This window comes from Haemophilus haemolyticus (assembly GCF_001008275.1).
GTDB lineage: Bacteria > Pseudomonadota > Gammaproteobacteria > Enterobacterales > Pasteurellaceae > Haemophilus > Haemophilus haemolyticus_P.
In genome coordinates, this window is sequence record NZ_LCTH01000052.1 from 1 (window position 1) to 23,048 (window position 23,048).

The 23,048-nt window shown below is 38.5% G+C and carries 25 protein-coding genes and 1 pseudogene; 6 read left to right on the forward strand and 20 right to left on the reverse strand.

Annotated features, from left to right (window positions below; genetic code table 11):
* The 9 genes and pseudogenes from rplA to AAX15_RS07390 all read right to left on the reverse strand — a co-directional run.
* Positions 1 to 114, reverse strand: a pseudogene (gene rplA / locus AAX15_RS09350) (50S ribosomal protein L1); the annotation flags it as partial.
* 4 nt (positions 115 to 118) lie between these two features.
* Positions 119 to 547, reverse strand: coding sequence for a 50S ribosomal protein L11 (rplK, locus tag AAX15_RS07355; RefSeq protein ID WP_005630840.1), 429 nt, complete (start codon positions 545 to 547; stop codon positions 119 to 121).
* Between the two features lie 172 nt (positions 548 to 719).
* On the reverse strand, positions 720 to 1,436 hold the full coding sequence (gene deoD / locus AAX15_RS07360; RefSeq protein WP_005643966.1) for a purine-nucleoside phosphorylase: 717 nt from the start codon (positions 1,434 to 1,436) through the stop codon (positions 720 to 722).
* Between the two features lie 69 nt (positions 1,437 to 1,505).
* The gene (locus tag AAX15_RS07365) at positions 1,506 to 2,759 is read right to left on the reverse strand and encodes a NupC/NupG family nucleoside CNT transporter (protein WP_046939830.1); all 1,254 of its coding nucleotides are present in this window, start codon (positions 2,757 to 2,759) and stop codon (positions 1,506 to 1,508) included.
* Between the two features lie 101 nt (positions 2,760 to 2,860).
* A complete protein-coding gene (locus tag AAX15_RS07370; RefSeq protein ID WP_046939831.1) occupies positions 2,861 to 3,649 on the reverse strand; it encodes a 4Fe-4S cluster-binding domain-containing protein in 789 nt (262 codons plus the stop codon).
* An 8-nt stretch (positions 3,650 to 3,657) separates the two neighbouring features.
* A complete protein-coding gene (locus AAX15_RS07375) occupies positions 3,658 to 5,202 on the reverse strand; it encodes a YjjI family glycine radical enzyme (protein WP_046939832.1) in 1,545 nt (514 codons plus the stop codon).
* A 211-nt stretch (positions 5,203 to 5,413) separates the two neighbouring features.
* Positions 5,414 to 6,454, reverse strand: a complete 1,041-nt coding sequence (locus tag AAX15_RS07380) for a glycosyltransferase family 9 protein (protein WP_046939833.1) — start codon at positions 6,452 to 6,454, stop codon at positions 5,414 to 5,416.
* A gap of 236 nt (positions 6,455 to 6,690) precedes the next feature.
* Positions 6,691 to 8,046, reverse strand: a complete 1,356-nt coding sequence (locus AAX15_RS07385) for a surface lipoprotein assembly modifier (RefSeq protein ID WP_052749721.1) — start codon at positions 8,044 to 8,046, stop codon at positions 6,691 to 6,693.
* A 54-nt stretch (positions 8,047 to 8,100) separates the two neighbouring features.
* On the reverse strand, positions 8,101 to 8,715 hold the full coding sequence (locus AAX15_RS07390) for a Slam-dependent surface lipoprotein (RefSeq protein WP_046939834.1): 615 nt from the start codon (positions 8,713 to 8,715) through the stop codon (positions 8,101 to 8,103).
* A gap of 137 nt (positions 8,716 to 8,852) precedes the next feature.
* On the opposite strand from AAX15_RS07390, the gene AAX15_RS07395 reads away from it, so the two are divergent.
* Positions 8,853 to 9,230 carry a helix-turn-helix domain-containing protein gene (locus tag AAX15_RS07395; protein ID WP_046939835.1) on the forward strand — a complete coding sequence of 126 codons (378 nt, stop codon included), beginning with the start codon at positions 8,853 to 8,855 and terminating at the stop codon, positions 9,228 to 9,230.
* Positions 9,231 to 9,549: 319 nt separating this feature from the next.
* On the opposite strand, the gene fbaA is transcribed toward AAX15_RS07395, so the two are convergent.
* The 3 genes from fbaA to AAX15_RS07410 form a co-directional block, all read right to left on the reverse strand.
* Positions 9,550 to 10,629 carry a class II fructose-bisphosphate aldolase gene (gene fbaA / locus AAX15_RS07400; RefSeq protein ID WP_046939836.1) on the reverse strand — a complete coding sequence of 360 codons (1,080 nt, stop codon included), beginning with the start codon at positions 10,627 to 10,629 and terminating at the stop codon, positions 9,550 to 9,552.
* A gap of 120 nt (positions 10,630 to 10,749) precedes the next feature.
* A complete protein-coding gene (gene pgk, locus AAX15_RS07405) occupies positions 10,750 to 11,910 on the reverse strand; it encodes a phosphoglycerate kinase (RefSeq protein ID WP_046939837.1) in 1,161 nt (386 codons plus the stop codon).
* A gap of 95 nt (positions 11,911 to 12,005) precedes the next feature.
* Positions 12,006 to 12,788, reverse strand: a complete 783-nt coding sequence (locus AAX15_RS07410) for a ribonuclease T2 family protein (protein WP_046939839.1) — start codon at positions 12,786 to 12,788, stop codon at positions 12,006 to 12,008.
* 77 nt (positions 12,789 to 12,865) lie between these two features.
* Here AAX15_RS07410 and AAX15_RS07415 point away from each other — a divergent pair, with 77 nt between their 5' ends.
* A complete protein-coding gene (locus AAX15_RS07415) occupies positions 12,866 to 13,126 on the forward strand; it encodes a YfhL family 4Fe-4S dicluster ferredoxin (RefSeq protein WP_005627640.1) in 261 nt (86 codons plus the stop codon).
* A 97-nt stretch (positions 13,127 to 13,223) separates the two neighbouring features.
* Here the strand turns inward: AAX15_RS07415 and AAX15_RS07420 are convergent, their stop codons facing one another.
* From AAX15_RS07420 to tsaD, 3 genes are read right to left on the reverse strand one after another with little or no spacing between them, the layout of a single operon-like run.
* Positions 13,224 to 14,444, reverse strand: coding sequence for an aromatic amino acid transport family protein (locus AAX15_RS07420; RefSeq protein ID WP_046939840.1), 1,221 nt, complete (start codon positions 14,442 to 14,444; stop codon positions 13,224 to 13,226).
* 36 nt (positions 14,445 to 14,480) lie between these two features.
* Positions 14,481 to 15,062, reverse strand: a complete 582-nt coding sequence (locus AAX15_RS07425; protein ID WP_005627636.1) for a thymidine kinase — start codon at positions 15,060 to 15,062, stop codon at positions 14,481 to 14,483.
* An 8-nt stretch (positions 15,063 to 15,070) separates the two neighbouring features.
* The gene (gene tsaD, locus AAX15_RS07430; RefSeq protein WP_046939842.1) at positions 15,071 to 16,099 is read right to left on the reverse strand and encodes a tRNA (adenosine(37)-N6)-threonylcarbamoyltransferase complex transferase subunit TsaD; all 1,029 of its coding nucleotides are present in this window, start codon (positions 16,097 to 16,099) and stop codon (positions 15,071 to 15,073) included.
* 231 nt (positions 16,100 to 16,330) lie between these two features.
* Here tsaD and rpsU point away from each other — a divergent pair, with 231 nt between their 5' ends.
* The 3 genes from rpsU to rpoD all read left to right on the forward strand — a co-directional run bounded on the left by rpsU (position 16,331) and on the right by rpoD (position 20,416).
* Positions 16,331 to 16,546 (forward strand): 30S ribosomal protein S21, encoded by a 216-nt coding sequence (rpsU, locus tag AAX15_RS07435; RefSeq protein ID WP_005627632.1) that lies wholly within the window; start codon positions 16,331 to 16,333, stop codon positions 16,544 to 16,546.
* A gap of 133 nt (positions 16,547 to 16,679) precedes the next feature.
* Positions 16,680 to 18,461: a DNA primase gene (dnaG, locus tag AAX15_RS07440; RefSeq protein ID WP_046939843.1), complete on the forward strand. Its 1,782-nt coding sequence runs from the start codon at positions 16,680 to 16,682 to the stop codon at positions 18,459 to 18,461.
* Between the two features lie 71 nt (positions 18,462 to 18,532).
* Positions 18,533 to 20,416 (forward strand): RNA polymerase sigma factor RpoD, encoded by a 1,884-nt coding sequence (gene rpoD, locus AAX15_RS07445; protein ID WP_046939844.1) that lies wholly within the window; start codon positions 18,533 to 18,535, stop codon positions 20,414 to 20,416.
* A gap of 102 nt (positions 20,417 to 20,518) precedes the next feature.
* On the opposite strand, the gene rplI is transcribed toward rpoD, so the two are convergent.
* The 5 genes from rplI to infA form a co-directional block, all read right to left on the reverse strand.
* The gene (gene rplI, locus AAX15_RS07450; protein WP_005627626.1) at positions 20,519 to 20,968 is read right to left on the reverse strand and encodes a 50S ribosomal protein L9; all 450 of its coding nucleotides are present in this window, start codon (positions 20,966 to 20,968) and stop codon (positions 20,519 to 20,521) included.
* Positions 20,969 to 20,984: 16 nt separating this feature from the next.
* Complete coding sequence (gene rpsR, locus AAX15_RS07455) at positions 20,985 to 21,212, reverse strand: 30S ribosomal protein S18 (RefSeq protein ID WP_005598105.1); 228 nt, start codon at positions 21,210 to 21,212, stop codon at positions 20,985 to 20,987.
* 12 nt (positions 21,213 to 21,224) lie between these two features.
* Positions 21,225 to 21,551 carry a primosomal replication protein N gene (gene priB / locus AAX15_RS07460; protein WP_046939847.1) on the reverse strand — a complete coding sequence of 109 codons (327 nt, stop codon included), beginning with the start codon at positions 21,549 to 21,551 and terminating at the stop codon, positions 21,225 to 21,227.
* Entirely contained in the window at positions 21,538 to 21,915 is a 378-nt protein-coding gene (gene rpsF / locus AAX15_RS07465; protein ID WP_005627620.1) for a 30S ribosomal protein S6, read from the reverse strand. The genes priB and rpsF overlap by 14 nt, the downstream gene beginning before the upstream one ends.
* Positions 21,916 to 22,113: 198 nt before the next feature.
* The gene (infA, locus tag AAX15_RS07470; protein ID WP_005627617.1) at positions 22,114 to 22,332 is read right to left on the reverse strand and encodes a translation initiation factor IF-1; all 219 of its coding nucleotides are present in this window, start codon (positions 22,330 to 22,332) and stop codon (positions 22,114 to 22,116) included.
* A gap of 206 nt (positions 22,333 to 22,538) precedes the next feature.
* Between infA and rsmA the strand changes: the two genes are divergently transcribed.
* On the forward strand, positions 22,539 to 23,048 hold a 510-nt coding region (rsmA, locus tag AAX15_RS07475; protein ID WP_046939849.1), incomplete at its 3' end, for a 16S rRNA (adenine(1518)-N(6)/adenine(1519)-N(6))-dimethyltransferase RsmA.

Genomic DNA, 23,048 nt, shown 5'->3' on the forward strand with positions numbered 1-23,048 from the left:
GAATTTAGCCGTTGCGAATTGTTTTAATACCGCGATCGCTTCGTTGATTTCGTATGCTTTAGTAGAATCTACGCCAGCTTTGATTGCTTTCATTTTTTTAGTCAATTTAGCCATCGTATTATTCCTCCACCACTAAGCCCATAGAGCGAGCGGTACCAGCAATTGATTTCATTTTGGTTTCGATAGTCGCGCCAGTCATATCTGCTGCTTTAGTTTCAGCGATTTGACGAACTTGATCTAAAGTTACTTTACCCACTTTATCTTTGTTCGGTTTACCAGAACCAGATTTGATACCTGCAGCTTTTTTCAACAATACTGCTGCTGGTGGAGTTTTAGTTACGAAAGTAAATGAACGGTCTGCATATACAGTGATAACAACTGGAATTGGTAAACCTTTTTCTAAGCTCTCAGTACGAGCGTTGAATGCTTTACAGAATTCCATGATGTTCACACCTTGTTGACCTAATGCAGGACCAACTGGTGGTGATGGGTTTGCCATACCAGCTGCAACTTGCAACTTAACGTAGGCTTGGACTTTTTTTGCCATTTTAGTTTTCCTCTAATTGGGTCATAACGCTATTAAATAGCTCCCCGATAATTTTCAGTGCAACATTCATTGCACCACACAAAAATATGAGCCGAGAACGGCTCATAATGGGCGCGGATTATATAAAAAGTGCGGTTATTTTTCAAGCACTTCTTAAATCCACTATAAGAAATTATTGTGCATCACCAATTAATACTGAATCCAATGCAATTTCAATCATATCATTGAATGTTAATTGACGTTCTTCTGCTGTGGTTTGTTCGTGAGTACGAATATGGTCAGACACAGTACAAATCGTTAATGCTTTCGCACCATATTCCGCAGCCACACCATAAATTCCAGCCGCTTCCATTTCCACACCTAAAATGCCGTATTTTTCCATTACATCGAACATTTCAACATCAGGTGTATAGAATAAATCCGCCGAGAATAGGTTACCGACACGAACGGCTTTGCCTTTTGCTTTTGCAGCTTGAACAGCGGCCTGTGCCATATCGAAGTCAGCAATAGCTGCAAAGTCGTTATCTTTGAAACGAATACGGTTTACTTTTGAATCAGTACATGCACCTAAACCAATAATTACATCGCGAACTTTTACATCCATACGAACAGCGCCACAAGAACCTACACGGATAATTTTTTTCACACCATATTCAGTGATTAATTCTTTCGCGTAAATAGAGCAAGATGGAATCCCCATACCGTGGCCCATAATAGAAATTTTACGACCTTTGTAAGTACCGGTATAGCCAAGCATATTACGAACATTTGTTACTTCTACTGCATCTTGCAAAAATGTTTCTGCAATGTATTTTGCACGAAGTGGATCGCCTGGCATTAAAACAACATCAGCAAATGCACCTTCAGGCGCGTTAATATGTGGAGTCATAATTTTCCTTCCTTTTTTCAAATGTAAAAATAAAAAGTGCGGTCATTTTTCACCGCACTTATCCGAGAATTAAAGCGCTGCTGCACCGAGTCCGATGAACAAGCCTGCAATAGTTGCACTCATTAAGTTTGCTAAAGTACCTGCGATTACCGCTTTTAAGCCTAAGCGTGCAACATCACTACGACGGTTTGGCGCCATTCCACCTAAACCACCGATTAAGATTGCAATTGAGCTGAAATTAGCAAAACCACAAAGTGCGAAAGTAATAATCGCTTTGGTTTTTTCAGTTAATACAATCGCAGAATCTGGTTGCAAGTATTTTGCAAATTCAAGGTAACCTACGAATTCGTTAACCGCTAATTTCATCCCGATCATTTGTCCTGCGATACCCGCTTCGGTACCGTCAGTTACACCGATTAAGTATGCTAATGGTTTGAAAACTAAACCAAAGATAGATTGTAAAGTTACGTCGCCATAGCCAAACCAGCCACCAACGCCACTTAAAATACCATTAATTAATGCAATTAAACCAACGAATGCGATTAACATTGCACCTACGTTTAACGCAAGTTGCATACCTGCACTCGCACCGCCCGCCATTGCTTCAAGTACGTTAGTTGGTTTTTCTGAATCATTGTCTTCTGGTTGTTTATCAGAGAATTGTTCTGTTTGTGGGAACATTAATTTCGCAAATAACAAACCTGCTGGTGCCGCCATAAATGACGCTGCGATTAAGTATGTCAATGGCACGCCCATTCCTGCATAACCCGCCATTACTGAACCCGCGATAGACGCCGTACCACCCACCATAATGGCAAATAATTCAGATTGGGTCATATTTTTAATGTAAGGGCGAACTACCAATGGTGCTTCAGTTTGACCAACGAAAATATTAGCCGCAGCTGACATGGATTCTGCTTTTGACGTACCCAATGCTTTTTGTAATGCACCGCCTAATACTTTAATCACCACTTGCATAATGCCAAGGTAATAAAGCACTGAGATTAAGCCAGAGAAGAACACAATAATTGGTAATACTTTCACTGCAAAAATGAAACCTGAAGGTTTGCTTGGATCAGCTAAACCACCAAATACAAAGTTAATACCTTCGTTACCGTAAGCAATAACATTTGATACTGCATCAGCAGTTGCACCAAGTGCTTGTTTACCTGCTGGCACATATAAAATAAGGGCGGCAAATCCAACTTGGATTGCTAACGCCCCGAGCACGGTTCTGATACTAATCGCTTTACGATTATTGGAAAGTAACACGGCAATAGCGATTAATACGACTATTCCCAAAATGCTGCTTAACACGCTCATTTGATTCCCCTAGATTGGTTAAGTTAATAAAAAAGTCGGCTTATTCTACTTGTTTTCTCACAAAAAGTCGGCGAATTTTCACCGCACTTTCTTGTAAGCGACTACAAAATAGTCAAAACCTTGTTAATTCCACATTGACGCGCATAAGCAGCCAATGCATTAGTTTCTTCCGCACTTGGAATATGCGTTGATAACCCAGTTTCATCGCGCGCACCTTTACTATGCACACGGATAATTTTTAATGCCACATCAGGATAATTTCGTAAAAGTAGCGCAACCTTGCCCACCAAATGTTCAGCATTAAAAAAATTCTTTAAAAAAACTAACCGCACTTCTTCCACTTTATTTAACGGCAACAAGGCTGTCAGATTTTGTAAATTTCGCTCAAGTTTATCGTTTTTTATGTGTAAACGTTCTGGTATCACTTGCTGTGGTACAATACCTTCTTGGTTTTGTCGGTCAAAACAGAGCGTTTGTAAACCAGCGCCCTCTCCTTTCAGATCGAATAAAAATTTATCAGTGACATCGATTAACGAACGAATACGATCAAACTCAAAAAAGCCACTACTATCCAAATAACAGGTTAATCCTTGCGAATGTAAAGCCTCAAAGAGCGGCACCAGTTTTTTATGATGGATAGTCGGTTCACCACCTGAAATTGTTACGCCACGAATAAATGGAACCGCCTCCATAACCTGTTCATACAAATACTGCAAACTAACCAATTTCGCATCTTCCGTATAACGAGGAATAGTTTCTGGATTATGGCAATACAAGCAATTTAACTTGCAACCTTGCAGAAAAATACTCGAACGATTGCCTTGCCCCTCTACATTTGAAAAAGGAATAATCCGATGTAACGGCACAAAGATCTCAGAGAGTGCGGTCATTTTTCCAATTATTTTTCAGCAGTGACATCTTTTTCATCACGTAATTGGCGATCAAACACGTTGGCACATTCATCCGTACCCGAGCCATACCAGGTTGTATCGCGTAATGCGACTTCGCCTTTACGGTATTTTTCAACTTCGCTTTTCTTCACTAGATAACCTGTAACGCGAATTAAATCCGTATTTTTCAAATAGGTGGTAATGTAGCGATAGCCTAAAGAGAATGCACCATCAATAATATCCACCACCGCATCGCAGTGATCCACATAGGTTTGATCAAAGGCGAATAAATCCCCTGTACCAGATGGGAAATATTTATGGAACGGTGCAGACTGTTTCAAATGCGCAAGTAACGTTGGTTCTTCGCCTACACGAATACGGTGAGCCGGTGCGTTACGTTTGTCTTCTTCGTGGTTACTTGCGCCGACTTGCGCATGTAATAAATAATGATTGCCAGTGCGTTCTGCATAAACCCCTTCATGTGCATCAGTGATTTCTTTAAGTTTATCCATAATTGCTGTCGCAATTTCATCACCGCGAGCACTCTTACCAAAGGTTTCATTTAAATCTTCACATTGCAATAAGTGGTTTGTGGCATCTGCCAAGCCCACAATTGCGAACATCCCCGTAAAATTAGTGCGTTTGATAAAGCCTTCTTTTTCGAGGAATGAACTGTTAAAGAAATTACTTTCTTCCACTACAAACTTATGGCGTTTATCCATGGTTGAAAGAGCACATTTCGCTACACGTGGTAATAATTCGTTTACCATTTCATCCGCACTTTTACACGCGCGGGCAATCGTCCCTAGACGTAAACGTGTTAATGTGTAAGCACCGCCACATTCAGGCAGTGCGTTATAGCAACTTGCTACGCCATATTCTTCACCTAGATCGGAAATATAGTAAGCATCGTTTGCAAAAGATGGTTTAGAAACTAATAAACAGGCTTTTGCTGCAAGTTCAGCAAACTCACGGCTCGTTTTGGATTTATCATAACGAATGGTCATATTCGGTGTTGGCGCTTCAAGCTCAATCACCGCGCGTAAAATCAAGCGACCCGCTTTCGTATCATAAGGCCCAATATTGGCATGACAGAATGAATCAGGCACAGTTTTGTCGATATGATTTAAGAAACGTTTAATTTTGATGTAGTCTTTTTCTTCATCAGTAATAAAAGGTTCGAGCAACACATCAAGACGGCCAACATAAACAGGATAAGTTGTAATAGATGGCACGTGAGAGTAAAGAATCAATAATCCGTCAAGTGCTTCATCTAGATCTTTTGGTGGTGGCAATTCTAAAAATTCGCAGCCTTTTTGGATATACACATTGTAATCAGGCAGGATATAACGAGGACGATAAATCGCGTAACCTTCACACAAATCACAAATCATCTGATTCTGTAAAAAGCCCCATTCTTCATCGGTATAGCCAAGCAAATCGCGAGGATCAAATAAACGCTCAGCAATATTGCCTAATGTCATTAATTTTTGATGATAAGTCAGATTATTGGCTTTAACCGTATCGAGAATATCTTGAAGTGTTGCTAACATAATGCCCCCTTTAGAAATGGTTTTGTATTGTACGCAATGGTAACAAAATAGACAATTTTGAAAATGTGAGCAAGATCACATTTTCAGAAATAAAAACTCAAGCAAACGATTAACCATTAAAATAAGAAATATAAAATTTAGAGGGTCGAGAGAAAACGATTTTACTGGCAGAACAGAAAATATCCGCCAGTTTTAATTTGATTGGCGAATTTTAAATGTTATCACTTGAATAACACATTTTCTTAACAAAAGGGATTATCTCTTGTAATGCTTGTTGAATAGAAATTAGCCCTAGATTCATTTGAGTCTCTTTTCCTGCAGGTGGGCAAAATGCAAGATGCTTATCGACATCATTAATCGGTTTCCAGCGTCTCGGCTGAGAAGAACGACTATTTGGATAAAACCCGATTGTCGGAATATTAAACGCACTGCTCAAATGCAATGGCCCTGTTGATCCCGCAATAAATAAATCCGCACAAGCTAAAGAATGAGCAAAATCCACTAAACCTTTATTCTTATCGTAAACAACTACGCGTGAATCATCCACCAAATTTGCCAATTCATGGGCTTTTTCACTTTCGCCAGGCCCTGCTGTCAGCACAACATTACAATCAAACTCAGCCAATAAACCTTTAATTAAATCCGCATATTGCGCTAAAGAAAGATTCGTAGCTGAACCACCAGAACCGCTATGTACAAAGATCCATTTTTTGTTTTCGGAAAGCCCTAAGCTCTCTTGCAAGAAAACACGTTGATTTTCCACCGCACTTTTCTCAAAGGTTAAATAAGGCGGTTTAGGTTCAACAATTGGCATATTATGCTTTTGCAAAAAAGCTCGAACTAAATCTTGATTGTATTCTGCTTCCGATTTTTCAGAACGAGAGCGGCGTTGTGTTAGGCGGTGATTATAGAGAATTTGAACCCATTTAGTCGCAGGCGCGAGACGATATTTAATCCCACTTTTCCAAGCGAGTTTTCCATTATGGGTATTGGAAAAGAAACTAATCATTCCATCAAACTGCTGCGATTTGATTTCCTGCACAAGACGTTTGAAATCCGTTTTATCATTTTTTTTGCTATCAATAATAACACTATCAATAAACGGACAAACTTCCGCTAAAGGCGCAGTGTAACTCGGAACAAGAGCGGTTAATTTTAAAGAAGGATTCGATAACTTCAACATAGCAAAAGCAGGCCATGCTTGCATAAAATCGCCTAATTTATCGTTACGAATAACTAAGATCTTTTCCATAATTTCTCCACTAAAATAAAAAAACCGCACTTGAAAGTGCGGTCTTATTTTATGTTATTTTTGTGGATTATAAAACATCAACACAATTTAAGTCTTCGAAAGATTGCTCTAAGCGTTTAGACATAGATTCTTCAGATAAATGATGGAAGTCGTACTAGATAGCAATAGAAATTATTCATGAAAGCCAGTTAATTATCTGGTATAAACTTTTACCTTATTTTTATTAAGATGTTTTACTAAAAACTCTTTTCAAAAATCAGATTAATATTCTTCTGTTGATAAGAATACATTTGAGGAATGTTACTTATTTGTTTTTTCCAAGTAAACTGCAGTTTAGGTGTAATTCCCCCAAAATGCCAATCTCGTTTCCAAACTAATAAATTTAGAGAATAAATATGATCTTTACGGTTTTTATTAAAGGAGAAAATATCTAAATTACCTAATTTAGCAACATCTTTATAATTTCGTTTAATAAATGACACGGCTATTTGTGAAGATATTCCTTTTCCCCAGTCTTGCTCCCAACCTAAACGCAGACCTTTGCTTTTAGAGCCATATTGTCTTACTTGTGTTTTTTCATTTATCCAGTCACCTCCAATATAGAAAAATTGTCGTGTGTTTGGCTGAAAAATTAAGGTTGGTGTAAGCTGTGTTAGATGTCCATTAAGCTCTTTTTCAATAAAATAATGTTGTTTTTCAAATTCAGCAGAATAAGCCAGTTGCCAATGTGGGTTAAAGTGAAAATCATATTCAACTTGCACACCATTATTCCAGCGATAACGATGGTTGCCATACCAACGACGCTCATAAAAAGGTTTCACTTTTATTATATGAGATGCATTTTTATAGGCATAACCTAAAAAAGTGCGGTTTAAAATATCATCATATTCATGATTATCCCAATACTCTTTACCCCAAGCTCGATTGCCGAATAAAAAATAGTGAGAATCGAATAAATTCAAATCTCGAGAAACCGAGAAAAAATATCCAACGCCACGGGCTGATTGTGGCAACATTTTTGGGGATTTGGTCAGTACTGCACGATTAGACAATGGCACATAATTGACATTTACTGCATGGTTGACATTTTTATCTCGGATATAATGGGCTGTAAAATCTATTTCCCAACCTTGTCTCTCATCTAATGCTTGCAGATAATTATTAATAACCAACAACGAACCATCAGGCAGATCTTTTTCCACTTTTGCTTTTTCAAATTGAGTTCTTGCTGCACTATCTTGCCTTTGATGAAATAATGCAATCGCTAACTCGATTCTAACTGGGTTTAATTCTGGGTTTTCCGATAAGACTTGTCGATAAAGCCGAATTGCTTCGTAATAATCTTGTTCTAAAAAGGCAATACGCCCTTGTGCAAATTGAGCTAAATGTTTATTGAAATGAGGATTATATTGATACAGATCTATTAATCGGGCCAGTTCTTTTCCAGATAAAGAATACATATTTTCGGATAATAGTTTTTCAATCACTTTAGGATTACTTTGAAGATATGTTATATCTGGTAACGATAATGTATGAGCAGTCGCAGAAAATGAAAAAGATGAGTAGAATAGCCAAAATAACGCTTTTTTCATATTACACCTAATAAAATAGGCGGAATAATCCGCCTATTAACATATAAAAATAAATTAACGATAGCCACCAAAAGAAGTATTTAATGCTGAATTATTATCAAAAGTTACAATACCAGCAGCTTCTTCGGCATTTGGCCCATATAATGCACCTGTATATTTACCACCGTCATTCAAGAATACACTAGCTTTACCACTAAAACTATTACCATTTAAACTAGTTTCATGCAGAGTAATATCACGAGCAAGTGGCATCTCAATTTTTCCATCAACTTTTTTAGTATCAAAATTTACATTAAGAGTGGTTTTTCCATCTGCTTGTACGCCATTAATATTTTGAGCAATGATACTATCTCTTGCACGCACTGCATGCCCCGTATAAGTTGCAGAGCCTTTTGGAATACTTGAAGTTGGTGTTACTGTACCTTGATAACGAATTTCTTGGCGAGTTTTATCGTGATTCACCCACACACCGTAAAATGAATGATTTTGGTTATAACCAATTAGTGTTCCATCCATCGTATTACCGCCAATTAGTCCTTTGTCACTATTATTTAAATCAAATTTTGTACCATCTGGTGTTTGTGCAGTACCAGAACCACCACCAGAACCACAAGCGACAGCTAAGGCTGATAATCCTAAAATAGCAACATTATTTAATTGTTTTAACATAACGATTTCCTCATTTTTTCTTAGAAATATTAACTTTAATTCTAATAAGAAACTAGACTCTATATATCAACTGTCCAGTTGTTAATTTAGAAATCATTTGGTGAATTTATTATTTGGGTTATCGTTATAATTACTAAATGCAGAAAATATTTGATGAAAAAGCACTTTTTAGTCAACGGTTACGAGTTGCTCTTGAAGCCGCTTCTTACGGTACATTTAAAGTATCAGACATTGAGAGGGAATTTAACTTACGTTATGTTTCAGGGTCTGTCACACCCCAAGCAATCTATAAATGGTTAAATGGCCAATCAATCCCTTCTTTTGACAAAATCCAAGTACTTGCCGATTGGTTAAATGTTTCTGCAGAGTGGTTAAAAACAGGGGCAAGTAATACCACCTTAAACGCACAATCACTTATTGAAAAACAAGGTTTAGAGAGTTTTCTTCAATTAAATAATGAGCATAAGTATTTAATTCTTAATTTGATGCAAGCACTTCTTAAAACCTACCCATAGCCTCATCTCCTTGTGTTAAGAAACTATATTTAAAAATAAAATACTTGCTATGATCAAGCTATCTTTATAGTTCCCATTAAATTTATTTTCTGTTAAACAATAAAAATAAAGACATGATAAAAATAACATTGTGTATTAGTTAGTAGAATTCAATATAGAAGCGTTAATCCATTACTGCTATTTAATAAATTCGAAGATTAATTCCTAAATCAAAAGAAAAAGTGCATAAAATTAAAGTTACTATTTTCACCTCTAATTCAAAACAAAAGGCTAAATTCTATTAGAATTTAGCCTAAATAATTTTAATATAATTTACTAATTATAAAACATCAACACAGTTTAAGTCTTCGAAAGATTGTTCTAAGCGTTTAGACATAGATTCTTCCATTTTACGCAACCAAACACGTGGATCGTAGTATTTTTTGTTTGGTGCATCAGGACCTTCAGGATTACCTAATTGACCTTGAAGATAAGCTTCATTTGCTTTATAGAAATTCAAAATACCATTCCAAGATGCCCATTGAGTATCAGTATCAATGTTCATTTTGATTGCACCGTAGCTAATTGCTTCGCGGATTTCTTCGCGGCTAGAACCTGAACCACCGTGGAAGACGAAGTTAATTGGTTTTGCAGGAAGATTACGTTCTTTCGCAACGAACTCTTGTGATGCACCTAAAATAGATGGTTTTAATTTTACGTTACCTGGTTTGTAAACACCGTGTACGTTACCAAATGCCGCTGCAACAGTAAAGTTAGGGCTTACTGGATTTAATTGGTCGTAAACATAAAGCACGTCAGATGGTTGAGTGTATAAACGAGACTCATCAACACCAGAATTATCTACGCCATCTTCTTCACCACCGGTAATACCGATTTCGATTTCAAGGGTCATCCCCATTTTATCCATACGAGCGAGGTATTCACGGCAGATTGCCATATTTTCTTCCATTGGCTCTTCAGAAAGGTCAAGCATGTGAGAAGAGAATAATGGACGGCCAGTTTCTGCAAAGTGTTTTTCACCCGCTTCAAGTAAGCCATCGATCCATGGAAGTAATTTTTTCGCTGCGTGGTCAGTGTGAAGAATAACAGGAACACCGTATTCGTTCGCTAAAGTATGAACGTGTTTCGCTCCAGCAATCGCACCAAGTACATCAGGGCGAGCTCCACTTGCAGATTTAATACCTTTACCCGCATAGAACGCCGCACCACCGTTAGAAAATTGAATAATCACTGGCGCTTTTACGCGTGCAGCAGTTTCTAACACGGCATTAACTGAGTCAGAACCCACGCAGTTTACTGCAGGGATAGCAAAGTTATGCTCTTTTGCATAAGCAAAGATTTTTTGCACATCTTCACCTGTTACGACACCAGGTTTCACGATATCTAATAATTTAGCCATACTTGTGTTTCCTTTTTATGTTTAGCGGGATAAACCCGCAATTTGAGAATTTTTTTGACTTTTTATTGATGGCGATATTTTTAATGATCGCCATCGATATGTCACATAGGAAAAGTGCGGTTAGTTTTTCGCACGTTTTTCAAGAATTTCTACTGCTGGTAATACTTTGCCTTCTACGAATTCTAAGAACGCACCGCCACCCGTTGAAATATAAGAGATCTTGTCTGCAATACCGAATAAATCGATAGCCGCTAAAGTATCACCACCCCCTGCGATAGAGAATGCATCGCTGTTTGCAATTGCGTGAGAAATGATTTCAGTCCCTTTACGGAAATTAGGGAATTCGAACACCCCAACTGGGCCATTCCATAAAACGGTTTTTGCATTTTTGATGATTTCTGCTAATTGTTCTGCAGATTTATCACCAATATCAAAGATAGATTCCTCATCTTTCACTTCGTTTACTGCTTTTTCTGTTGCAGCTGCGGTTTCAGAGAACTCTAACCCTACTCGAACATCAACTGGCACAGGAATATCAGTATTTGCTGCTAATTCTTTCGCGACTGGGATTAAATCAGCTTCATATAAAGATTTACCTACATTATGGCCTGCTGCCGCAATGAAAGTATTTGCAATACCACCGCCCACAATAATTTGGTCAGCGATTTTTGAAAGAGAATTTAATACTTCTAATTTAGTGGAAACTTTTGAACCGCCTACGATCGCAACCATTGGACGAGCAGGTTCTTTTAATGCTTTACCTAATGCATCTAATTCTGCTGCAAGTAATGGACCTGCACAAGCGATTGGTGCAAATTCTGCAACGCCGTAAGTTGATGCTTGCGCACGGTGAGCGGTACCAAACGCATCCATCACGAATACATCGCAAAGTGCGGCATATTTTTTACCTAATTCAGGATCGTTTTTCTTTTCACCTTTGTTCACGCGTACGTTTTCTAAAACAACAATTTCGCCTTCTTTAACATCTACGCCATTTAAATAGTCTTGTTCTAAACGAACATTAAAGCCTGCGTCTTTTAAGTAATCAACAACTGGTTGTAAAGAATCTTCTGGTTTGAATTCACCTTCAGTTGGACGACCTAAGTGAGAAGTCACCATCACTTTTGCGCCTTTTTCTAAGGCTAATTTTAAAGTAGGAATGGTCGCACGAATACGCGCATCTGAGGTCACTTTGCCATCTTTTACTGGCACATTAAGATCCGCACGGATAAATACACGTTTACCGGCTAAATCTAAATCGGTCATTTTGATTACTGACATAATCTATCCTCTTGTTAAGTTAAAATTAAAATTGAAAACTTTTCGTATTATACCTACTTCGCGCTAGGTTGTAACGATTTAGATCAAAGAAATTCTTATTTGCTTTGGCAATTCATTACCTGCCATTTTTTATCATAACAAATGAATAATTCGTTTCGGCTTGCACCTAAATAAGCATTTTTTAATTGTGGATTATGTTGTTTCATCCAACGAAAAAGTTCATTACGGCTTAAATTTTGATTCGGTAATTTTAATGAGCTAAATAATTCCTGCTCCTTAGCAAAATATTGTTGAGCAGAATCAAACGCACAGCTGCCGTGTTTTTCCCATTCGCCTTGTAATAATTGTTCACCTGGTGAAATAGTCAAATATTGTGCTAATAAATCTTTTGGCAATGCGGGTAAATCACCCTTGCAAAAACGTGGATGATCCGTCACTGAAAGTGCATTTGCATTTTGAGGCCATAATCCATGAACGACCCAACCTAAAGTGCGGTTATTTCCGCATTGATATTGAGAGGAGGAAGGAAGCTGATTACCATATTTTTCACGCTGAATATCACAAAATCCAGGCGACCAAGATAATGCCAACATATAATAATCGACAGGCGCCTTTGCATTTTGCCCGATAGGGTCATCGCGCATAATCACATCATAATTGGCAAAAACATTCGGATTTTTCACCGCACTTTTTTCAATATCCGTCCGCTTTGTCTCAAATTGAGACTCAAATTTAGGCTCAGATGCTTTTGTTTGCTTAGTCTGTTCGATTACGGGAGAAGATGATTGATTTTTAGTTTTGGTTGAATCGGTAAAATACTGCCAAATTGCTAATACAATGAGGACAATAAGAGAAAGGGTGGAAGTGAATTTTTTCATAAATTTTGTTTAGTTTTTGTCAATCCAGTTTTTGTCGGCTATAATTCGCCGCTTTCAACTTTCTATTAAGGATCACAATGGCATTACTCATCACTAGCAAATGTACCAACTGCGATATGTGCTTACCAGAATGCCCGAACGAAGCCATTTCTATTGGCGATGAGATTTATGTGATCGACCCTGTACTTTGCACAGAATGTGTCGGCCATTACGACACCCCTACCTGCCAAAAAGTTTGCCCAATCACGAACTGCATTAAGCCCGATCCTGAACATCAAGAAACCGAAGAACAGCTTTGGGAACGCTTTGTGATGATTCATCATTCAGACAAGTTGTAATTTAACTTGTTATATCTTTTAAGCTAAATAGTGCGGTTAATTTTGAGCTTATTTTTATTATCAAAAACTGAAATTTTTCACCGCACTTTTATTTACCTTATCCCGCTACGGCCGGTAAATATCCCCATTGAATTAAAAATGGAATGACCATAATCACGACGCCAATCAATAACGCAAACACCAAAGCAAAATTACCGCCAGCAACACGATATGGCAATGTCGGATTTTCAATACGTGTACGCCATGCCAAGCCAATTGGTAAAATTAAGCAATAGAAAGCACACAACAAACCTGCGTAACTTAATGCAGTAATAAATCCTTCAGGATAAAACAATGCAAATACAAGTGGTGGTAAAAATGCGGCAATGGTTAATACAAAGCGATTATTTGGCAAATGATAGCGTTTGAATAAATCACCTAAGCCTTCAAACACACCAAGCATTACGCCTAAGAATGAAGTAATTAAAGCGAGTGATGAGAACACGCGCACCACTTCTCCCATAAAATGCGAACCTGTGATTTCACGTGTTGCATTCACTAATCCATTTAGCGTTGGGTCAGCTTGTAAAATACGCACAAATTCACTTTGACTTAATACACCATGGGTTGCTAACTGCCATACAAGATAAGCAGCTAATGGAATCGCAGTACCAATCAAAATAGCACGACGGAATTTTTCCACACTTCCACCTAAGTAGCTATTTACACTCGCCATAATGACGTGGAAACCGAAAGAGGTAAAAAATATTGGCGCAGCAGAAACTACAAAAGCATAATCCAAAGGCAATGCCATTAAATTATCTGTTGCTACTTTTGGAAGCATCATAAACAGTACAAAAGCAAAGGCGACTAACTTACCAATAAATAACACGCGAGTTAAACCATCCACGCCTTTCGTTCCTACAACCACGAAAGAACCTAATACCACAGTAAAGATAATAATCGCCGTTTTAAGCGACATCGCTTCCATTCCAAAAGCCGTTGGCAAGCCTGAAAGCAGAGATCCGCCACCCGTAATATAAGCGGCTGAAAGAGCATAAAGTAAAATTAACAAACTCAACGTTGCTAAAATTCGACCTGGAACCCCAAAATATTTTTCAGCGAGTGTGGCGACACCATCATCCAACTGATCCGCTGTTTGATACACTTCTACAAACAACAATCCACTGTAAACCAACAAAGCCCACAAGCCAACGAGCAATAACACGGTATAACCAAAGCCCATGCCCGCTGATGTAAGCGGCATAGCAAGCATACCTGCTCCAATGGTTGTGCCTGCAATAATCAGCGCACTCCCAAATGTTTTATTCTGTAACATAAAATTATCCTTATAGTGTTGTGTTTGAAAACTAATTTAAAGTTGACCGCACTTTTCTTTATAGTGTAAACGGCAAACCGAAAGGTAAGAGTCATTGCCCCCAATTTGAATTTGCGCACCTTCTTTAATGACCTCACCTTGATCATTTAAGCGCAAAACAAAATTAGCCTTACGGCCACAATAACAAATTGTTTTTAATTCTTCGAGTTGATCCGCCCAAGCCAGTAAATATTTACTTCCTTCAAAAAGCTCCGCTTGGAAATCTGTACGTAAGCCATAACAAAGCACAGGGATTTTGAGTTTATCGACGACATCACTCAACTGGTAAACTTGTTGTTTGCTAAGAAATTGAGCTTCATCCACCAGCACGCAATGCACTTTTTCTTTTTTTAAGTGCTCATTGATTTCATCAAACAAATTGGTTTCCGAGCGAAATAAAAAGGCATCTTGCGAAATGCCAATACGAGATGTGACTTTCCCCACACCAAAACGATCATCAATCGCAGCCGTATAAACTAATGTGTTCATATCGCGCTCACGATAGTTATAGGAAGATTGTAGCAGCGTCGTTGATTTTCCAGCATTCATTGTCGAATAATAAAAATAGAGTTTTGCCATTTTTTCTCCTAAATTGCCGGTAATTCCGTCATTGCCCAACGAGGCTTAACATCAATAGCCAGATCGCTATGCTGACCTTGTTTTAAACGTAAAAAACCTGTGTAAGCAATCATTGCGCCATTATCTGTACAAAATTGAGGTTGAGGATAAAACACTTCACCACCTAAATTCTGCATTAAGTGCGCAAGCGTTTCTCGGAGTTTTTTATTTGCACTCACCCCTCCCGCAATCACTAAACGTTTATAGCCAGTTTCTTTTAATGCGCGCTTACATTTAATAGCAAGGGTATCCACCACCGCATCTTGGAAAGCATAAGCAATATCCGATTTAGTTTGTTCTGTTAGTTCACCTTCGTTTTTAATCGCTTGATTAATCGTATTCGCGGCAAACGTTTTTAAACCTGAAAAGCTAAAATCAAGGCCTGCACGATCTGTCATTGGACGTGGAAATGTGAAACGATTTGGCGTGCCTTTTTCCGCTAAACGAGAAAGTGCCGCACCGCCTGGATAATCTAGTCCAAGTAATTTTGCTGTTTTATCAAATGCTTCACCTGCAGCATCATCAATGGATTCGCCAATCACTTCGTATTTTCCTACGCCATCTACACGCACTAATTGAGTGTGACCACCCGATACCAACAAAGCAACAAAAGGAAAGTGCGGTGAATTTTCATCAAGCATCGGAGCAAGTAAATGCCCTTCCATATGATGAACACCAATCGCAGGAACATTCCACGCATAAGCTAAAGAACGCGCAATCGTAGCGCCGACAAGCAATGCGCCGACAAGCCCTGGACCACTCGTATAAGCCACGCCATCAATATCACTTGCCGTTAACTTAGCTTCTTCTAACGCAGCTTTAATGAGAGGAGCAGTTTTACGAATATGATCACGCGATGCTAATTCAGGAACCACACCACCATAATCTGCATGCAGGGCAATTTGAGTATAAAGTTGATTAGCAATTAACCCTTTTTCTTCATCATAAATTGCCACTCCCGTTTCATCACACGAGGTTTCAATGCCTAAGATTTTCATTGATTTTCTTAATTTATTACCTAAAATGTTGCGCGATTTTACCCTGTTTAAGCGGTTTTAACCAGTTGAAACCACAAATATTAAGGTGAATTGGCATTCTTCCCTTTACTTTTTCCCTAAAAGTAGATTAGAATTGCGTCCTTTATTAAATTTACCATTTGCACAGTGATGCTTTGGTGAAAATAAAATTTTAAATTGCAATTAAATTAAACTCATTGAGGTGATTGGCTTATGCCTGTAATTAAAGTACGTGAAAACGAATCATTTGACGTAGCTTTACGTCGTTTCAAACGCTCTTGCGAAAAAGCGGGAATCTTAGCTGAAGTACGTGCTCGCGAATTTTACGAAAAACCAACTACAATTCGTAAACGTGAAAATGCAACACTTGCAAAACGTCACGCAAAACGCAACGCTCGCGAAAACGCGCGCAATACCCGTTTATACTAATTTATAGTATTTTCTGACTCGAGTTAAGACAAACCGTGAATCCTTTGGACTCACGGTTTTGTTACTTTAAGCAAAACCAAAATCTACGCCAAAAACGACCGCACTTTCACACCACGATCACGGAGGCTCGACAATGAAAGGTTCTATTCCACGCCCCTTTATTGATGATTTGCTGACAAAGTCCGATATTGTCGATGTGATTAACTCACGCGTAAAACTAAAAAAAGCTGGCCGCGATTATCAAGCCTGCTGCCCTTTCCATCACGAAAAAACACCATCCTTCACTGTTAGTCAAAAGAAACAGTTTTATCATTGCTTCGGCTGTGGCGCACACGGTAATGCCATTTCCTTTTTAATGGATTATGACAAACTTGAATTTGTAGAGGCTATTGAAGAACTTGCAGCGATGGCAGGGCTTGAAGTACCTTACGAAAAACGCACGAATAACAGCGGGAAACCTCAAGCTAATTATCAAACCAAACGAAATCTCTATGAATTAATGCAAGAGATTGCCAGGTTTTATCAAAGCCAATTACCATTAAATACGCAAGCACAAGAATATTTACAACAACGCGGGCTTTCGGCAGAAATTATAGAGCGTTTCCAAATTGGGTTTGTACCAAATGCAATGGATACTGTATTGCGTAAATTTGGTGTTAATCGTGAAGAACAACAAAAACTCATTGAGTTAGGTATGCTTTCTCGAAATGATCGTGGCAATATTTACGATAAATTCCGAAATCGCATTATGTTTCCAATTCGCGATAAACGTGGTCGCACAGTGGCTTTTGGAGGACGGGTATTAACAGATGAAAAACCGAAATATCTGAATTCGCCAGAAACCATTACTTATCATAAAGGTAACGAGCTTTATGGTTTGTACGAAACCTTACAAGCCAACGATGAACCAAAACAATTACTTGTTGTTGAAGGTTATATGGATGTTGTGGCATTAGCACAATTTGGCGTGGATTATGCGGTAGCCTCTTTAGGGACATCCACGACATCAGAACAAATTCAACTTATTTTTCGTTCGACTGAGCAAGTTGTTTGTTGTTACGATGGTGACCGTGCTGGGCGTGATGCAGCGTGGCGGGCATTAGAAAATGCGTTGCCTTATCTAGAAGATGGCAGACAACTCAAATTTATTTTCTTGCCAGAGGGAGAAGATCCTGATACTTACATTCGCCAATATAGCAAAGAAAAATTTGAAGAATATATCGAAAGTGCGCAATCTTTAAGTGAGTTTATGTTTGCTCACTTAAGCCCACAAGTTGATTTTTCTAGCAAAGAAGGACGAGGAAAATTAGTTGCTTTGGCTGCACCGTTAATTCGCCAAATTCCAGGAGAAATGCTACGCTTGTCGCTACGCAATATGCTTGCTCAGAAACTTGGTTTTTTTGATCAAACTCAGCTAGAAAATCTTATTCCAAAACAATTAGAACAAGCCAATACACAACAAAAAGTTGCTAATAATAAGATCAAGAAGACACCAATGCGAATGGTCATTTCCTTGCTTCTGCAAAATCCTGAATTAGTAAAACGCATGTCTGAAAGCGGTGTGCAAGCATTACGTGCGGAAGCTGGTTTTGAAATTCTGGAAAAATTGACCGCACTTTGCCGCCAACGAGAAGGTATTACGACAGGGCAGATTTTAGAGCACTTCCGCGATACGCCTTACAGCAATCCCCTTGAAATACTGGCAACTTGGGATCATTTATTAGACGAAGCAGAAATGATCAATGCATTTTCACAAAACTATCGTCGCTTAAATATTCAAGCCATTGAGCGGGACATTGAAATGCTTATTGCTAAAGAACGAGCTGAAGGACTTACTAACGAGGAAAAAATAGTGCTCGTTCACCTTTTAGCGGGTAAAGAACAGCAGAAAAAACAGTTAGTTAATCCGCAATAACAATGATAAAATTGCAAGTTCGTAACAAGAATTATATTGCTACTATCACATCAAGCAAAACGGATATAAAAATGGAAAAAAATCAACAGTCTACGGCTGAACAATATTCAGAACAAATTGAACAACTGATGGAATTAGGTCGCACTCAAGGTTATTTAACCTATGCAGAAATCAATGATTTATTACCAGAAGATGTCATCGACCCTGAATATTACGATAAGTTGCTACAAACATTGCAAAATGATGCAGGGATTCCAGTCTTGGACGAAGCCCCAGAAAGCGATGAGATGATGTTGAATGACACCATTCCGGATGAAGATGCGGTAGAAGAGGCAACCCAAATTCTTTCAAATGTAGAATCTGAAATCGGTCGAACAACCGATCCTGTTCGTATGTATATGCGTGAAATGGGAACGGTTGATCTTCTTACTCGCGAAGATGAAATCAGCATTGCAAAACGTATTGAAGAAGGAATTGATGAAGTTCAGACATCAATTGCAGCCTATCCTGAAGCTTTAAATGGGCTGCTAAAAAATTATGATGATGTGGAAAAAGGAAACTTCCGTTTAGCTGACTTAATTACAGGTTTTGTCGATCCAAATGCCGAAATAGAAGAACATAATGTCATTGACGAAAACTTTTCTGAAGACGGAGAAGAATTAGAAAGTGCGGATGTTGAAGACAATGAAGATGAAGACGAAAGCGAAGCAGAATCTACATCAGATTCCAGCGAATCTGATAATAGCATCGATCCAGAAGTCGCGAGAGAAAAATTCCAACAATTAAAAGACCAGCACACCAAAACACTTGCTGTTATTGAAAAACATGGTCGCTCAGGAAAACGTGCCCAGGATCAAATTGCACTACTTGGTGAAATTTTTAAACAATTCCGCTTAGTACCAAAACAATTCGATTTACTCGTTTTATCAATGAAAGAAATGATGAAACGTGTACGCTACGAAGAACGTCAATTACAAAAAATATTAGTTGATATTGCAGGAATGCCAAAAGATGATTTTGAAAAACTCATTACGACTAATGGCAGCAATACTGAATGGGTACAAAAGGCCTTAAAATCAAGCAAACCATGGGCAAAACGCTTACCAAAATATGAAGAACGTATTCTTGAGGCATTAAACAACTTAGCTAGCATCGAAGAAAATACGAAACTTACCATTACCCAAATGCGTGATATTTGTGATGCAGTCGCTCGAGGTGAACAAAAAGCTCGTCGTGCTAAAAAAGAAATGGTAGAAGCTAACTTGCGTTTAGTAATTTCCATCGCAAAAAAATACACGAATCGCGGTTTACAATTCCTAGACTTAATTCAAGAAGGGAATATTGGCTTAATGAAAGCGGTAGATAAATTTGAGTATCGCCGTGGTTATAAATTCTCTACATATGCTACTTGGTGGATTCGCCAAGCAATTACACGATCTATTGCAGATCAAGCTCGTACAATCCGTATTCCGGTACATATGATTGAAACAATCAATAAACTTAACCGCATTTCTCGCCAGTTACTACAAGAAATGGGACGTGAAGCAACGCCAGAAGAATTAGCTGAGCGTATGGGAATGCCTGAAGATAAAATCCGTAAAGTATTGAAAATTGCAAAAGAGCCAATTTCTATGGAAACGCCTATCGGTGATGACGATGACTCACATTTAGGTGATTTTATTGAAGATTCAACCTTAGAACTTCCTCTAGATTCTGCAACAGCACAAAGTTTAAGAGTCGCGACCCATGAAGTTCTTGAAGGCCTAACACCAAGAGAAGCAAAAGTATTACGTATGCGTTTTGGTATCGATATGAATACCGACCATACGCTTGAGGAAGTGGGTAAACAATTCGACGTTACACGCGAACGTATTCGTCAAATTGAAGCAAAAGCGTTACGTAAATTACGTCATCCTAGCCGCTCAGAAACATTAAGAAGTTTCCTTGACGACTAAAATTTACAAATAAAAAAGGAGCTATAGCTCCTTTTTTATTACGTTAAACTAATAATAAAAAACCCGATCTAAGACCGGGTTTTATTTTGCCTATCTGACAAATTATTCTGCAACAACGATTACATCTAATGTTGCAAATACTTCACCGTGAAGTTGGAAACGAACATCGTGGTCACCAAGAGTACGGATTGGACCGTTTGGTAAACGAACTTCACTTTTCGCAATTTTAACGCCTGCTGCAGTTACTGCTTCTGCCACATCACGAGTAGTGATTGCGCCGAATAAACGACCTTCATCACCTGCTTTAGATGCGATAGTCACAGAACCTAATGCAGTAACTTCTGCTGCACGAGCTTGAGCTGCTGCAAGATTTGCTGCTGCTGCTGCTTCTAATTCTGCACGACGTGCTTCAAAGTGTTCAATGTTAGCTTTAGTTGCCATAACTGCTTTACCTTGTGGGATTAAGAAGTTACGTGCAAAACCTGATTTAACATTTACTTGATCGCCCACTTGACCTAAGTGAACAATTTTATCTAAAAGAATTACTTGCATTACCGTGTCTCCTTAATTACTGATGATTGTCAGTGTATGGAAGTAACGCTAAATAGCGAGCGCGTTTGATTGCACGAGCTAATTGACGTTGGTACTTCGCACGAGTACCGGTAATACGGCTAGGTACAATTTTGCCGCTTTCTGAAATATAGTTCTTTAATGTAGCGATATCTTTGTAATCGATTTCAACAACATTTTCCGCTGTGAAACGGCAGAACTTACGACGACGGAAATAACGTGCCATTTGGCTAGTCTCCTAATCTATAAATTCGATTTGCTCGGCATGTAAAACTAATTGGCATAACCCACTTTGGGTTTTATGTGATGTAATAAATCCCACCACCAAAATTTTACTACCGACCGTAATGCTTTGAGTTTTTTCTATCAATTGATTACCACTAATTTGAACTGGCATCTTTAACCAAGCTTGACGTGTGAAACCACTTTCAATCTGCTCAGAACGATGTTCTAACAAAAACTTGCAATGCTCAATCCCACTAGGGCTCTTTAATCGCTTTGGTATCTGAGAAACGACTCCCATAACCGAAAAACGATTATCAATTTTCAAATTACTCTTCAGCATCCTCAAAATCGTTGTTTTCAACTTCAGCTAAAGGTTTACGTTCTTCTTTAGCCGCTTTCATTGGGGACGCTTCTGTTACGGCGTGCTTAGTATGGATAACAAGACTGCGTAATACAGCATCGTTATAACGGAAAGTCGTTTCTAGCTCGTCGATGACTTGTTGAGGCGCTTCTACATTCATAAGCACATAGTGTGCTTTGTGTAATTTATTAATTGGGTACGCTAATTGGCGACGACCCCAATCTTCTAGGCGATGAACTTGACCACCAGCTTCTTTTACAGAACCGGTGTAACGTTCGATCATACCTGGTACTTGCTCGCTTTGGTCCGGATGAACCATAAACACGATTTCGTAGTGACGCATTACTGCTCCTTACGGGTTAATCAGCCTTTGACGTAGATCAGCCACCAATCTGCAAAGGCAAGGAACGAAAAATTCAATATGGCTAAGGTTTGCGGATTATACCGATTTTTTTACGTTCCGCAACCAGTTTGAGTTCTTTTTGAACAAAAAAGAAGGCCGATATTGCAACAATATCGGCCTATCTCAGATCTTCTGTGATTAACGACTGCGGAAAATAATACGACCTTTACTTAAATCATAAGGAGTCATTTCTACAGTCACTTTATCACCAGTCAAAATACGGATATAGTTTTTACGCATTTTTCCAGAAATATGCGCAGTAACCACGTGACCGTTTTCTAACTCCACGCGGAACATAGTATTCGGTAAAGTCTCTAAAATTGTGCCTTGCATCTCAATGCAATCTTCTTTCGCCATTGTATCCTCTAAAAATAATCGATTTTTTATCCGCACTTTAGGCGGAAAAGTTAAGAAAAACGGGCGGATTATAGCCGTTTTTAGCTTTCTACGAAAGCAAAAATAATATTGTTCATAAAAAACTCAAATTAGCATAGGTTAACAATGATTTACAAAGCCAAAACAAACCCTATAATAACCGCACTTTATATAAAAGAAGATAGTATATGAATTCAAAAAAACACTTAGGTCATACGGCGCGTAAACGCTTTGGGCAAAACTTTTTACATGATACTTCTGTGATTCAAGGTATCGTGGCGGCGATTTACCCACAACCGAATCAATTCTTAGTAGAAATTGGCCCAGGACTTGGTGCATTAACAGAGCCTGTTGGTGAACTTGTCGATCATCTGACTGTGGTAGAGCTTGACCGCGACCTTGCAGAACGTTTACGTCACCATCCATTTTTACATCAAAAGCTCTCCGTTATTGAAACAGATGCAATGCAATTTGATTTTGGTGAGCTTTATACAAAAGAAAACTTAGCAGAAAAAGGTCAAAAATTACGTGTATTTGGTAACTTGCCTTACAACATTTCTACGCCATTGATGTTCCACTTATTTAAGTATCATAATGTGATTCAAGATATGCACTTCATGCTACAAAAAGAAGTGGTTAAACGCTTATGCGCAGGACCAAATAGCAAAGCTTATGGTCGCTTAACCATTATGGCTCAA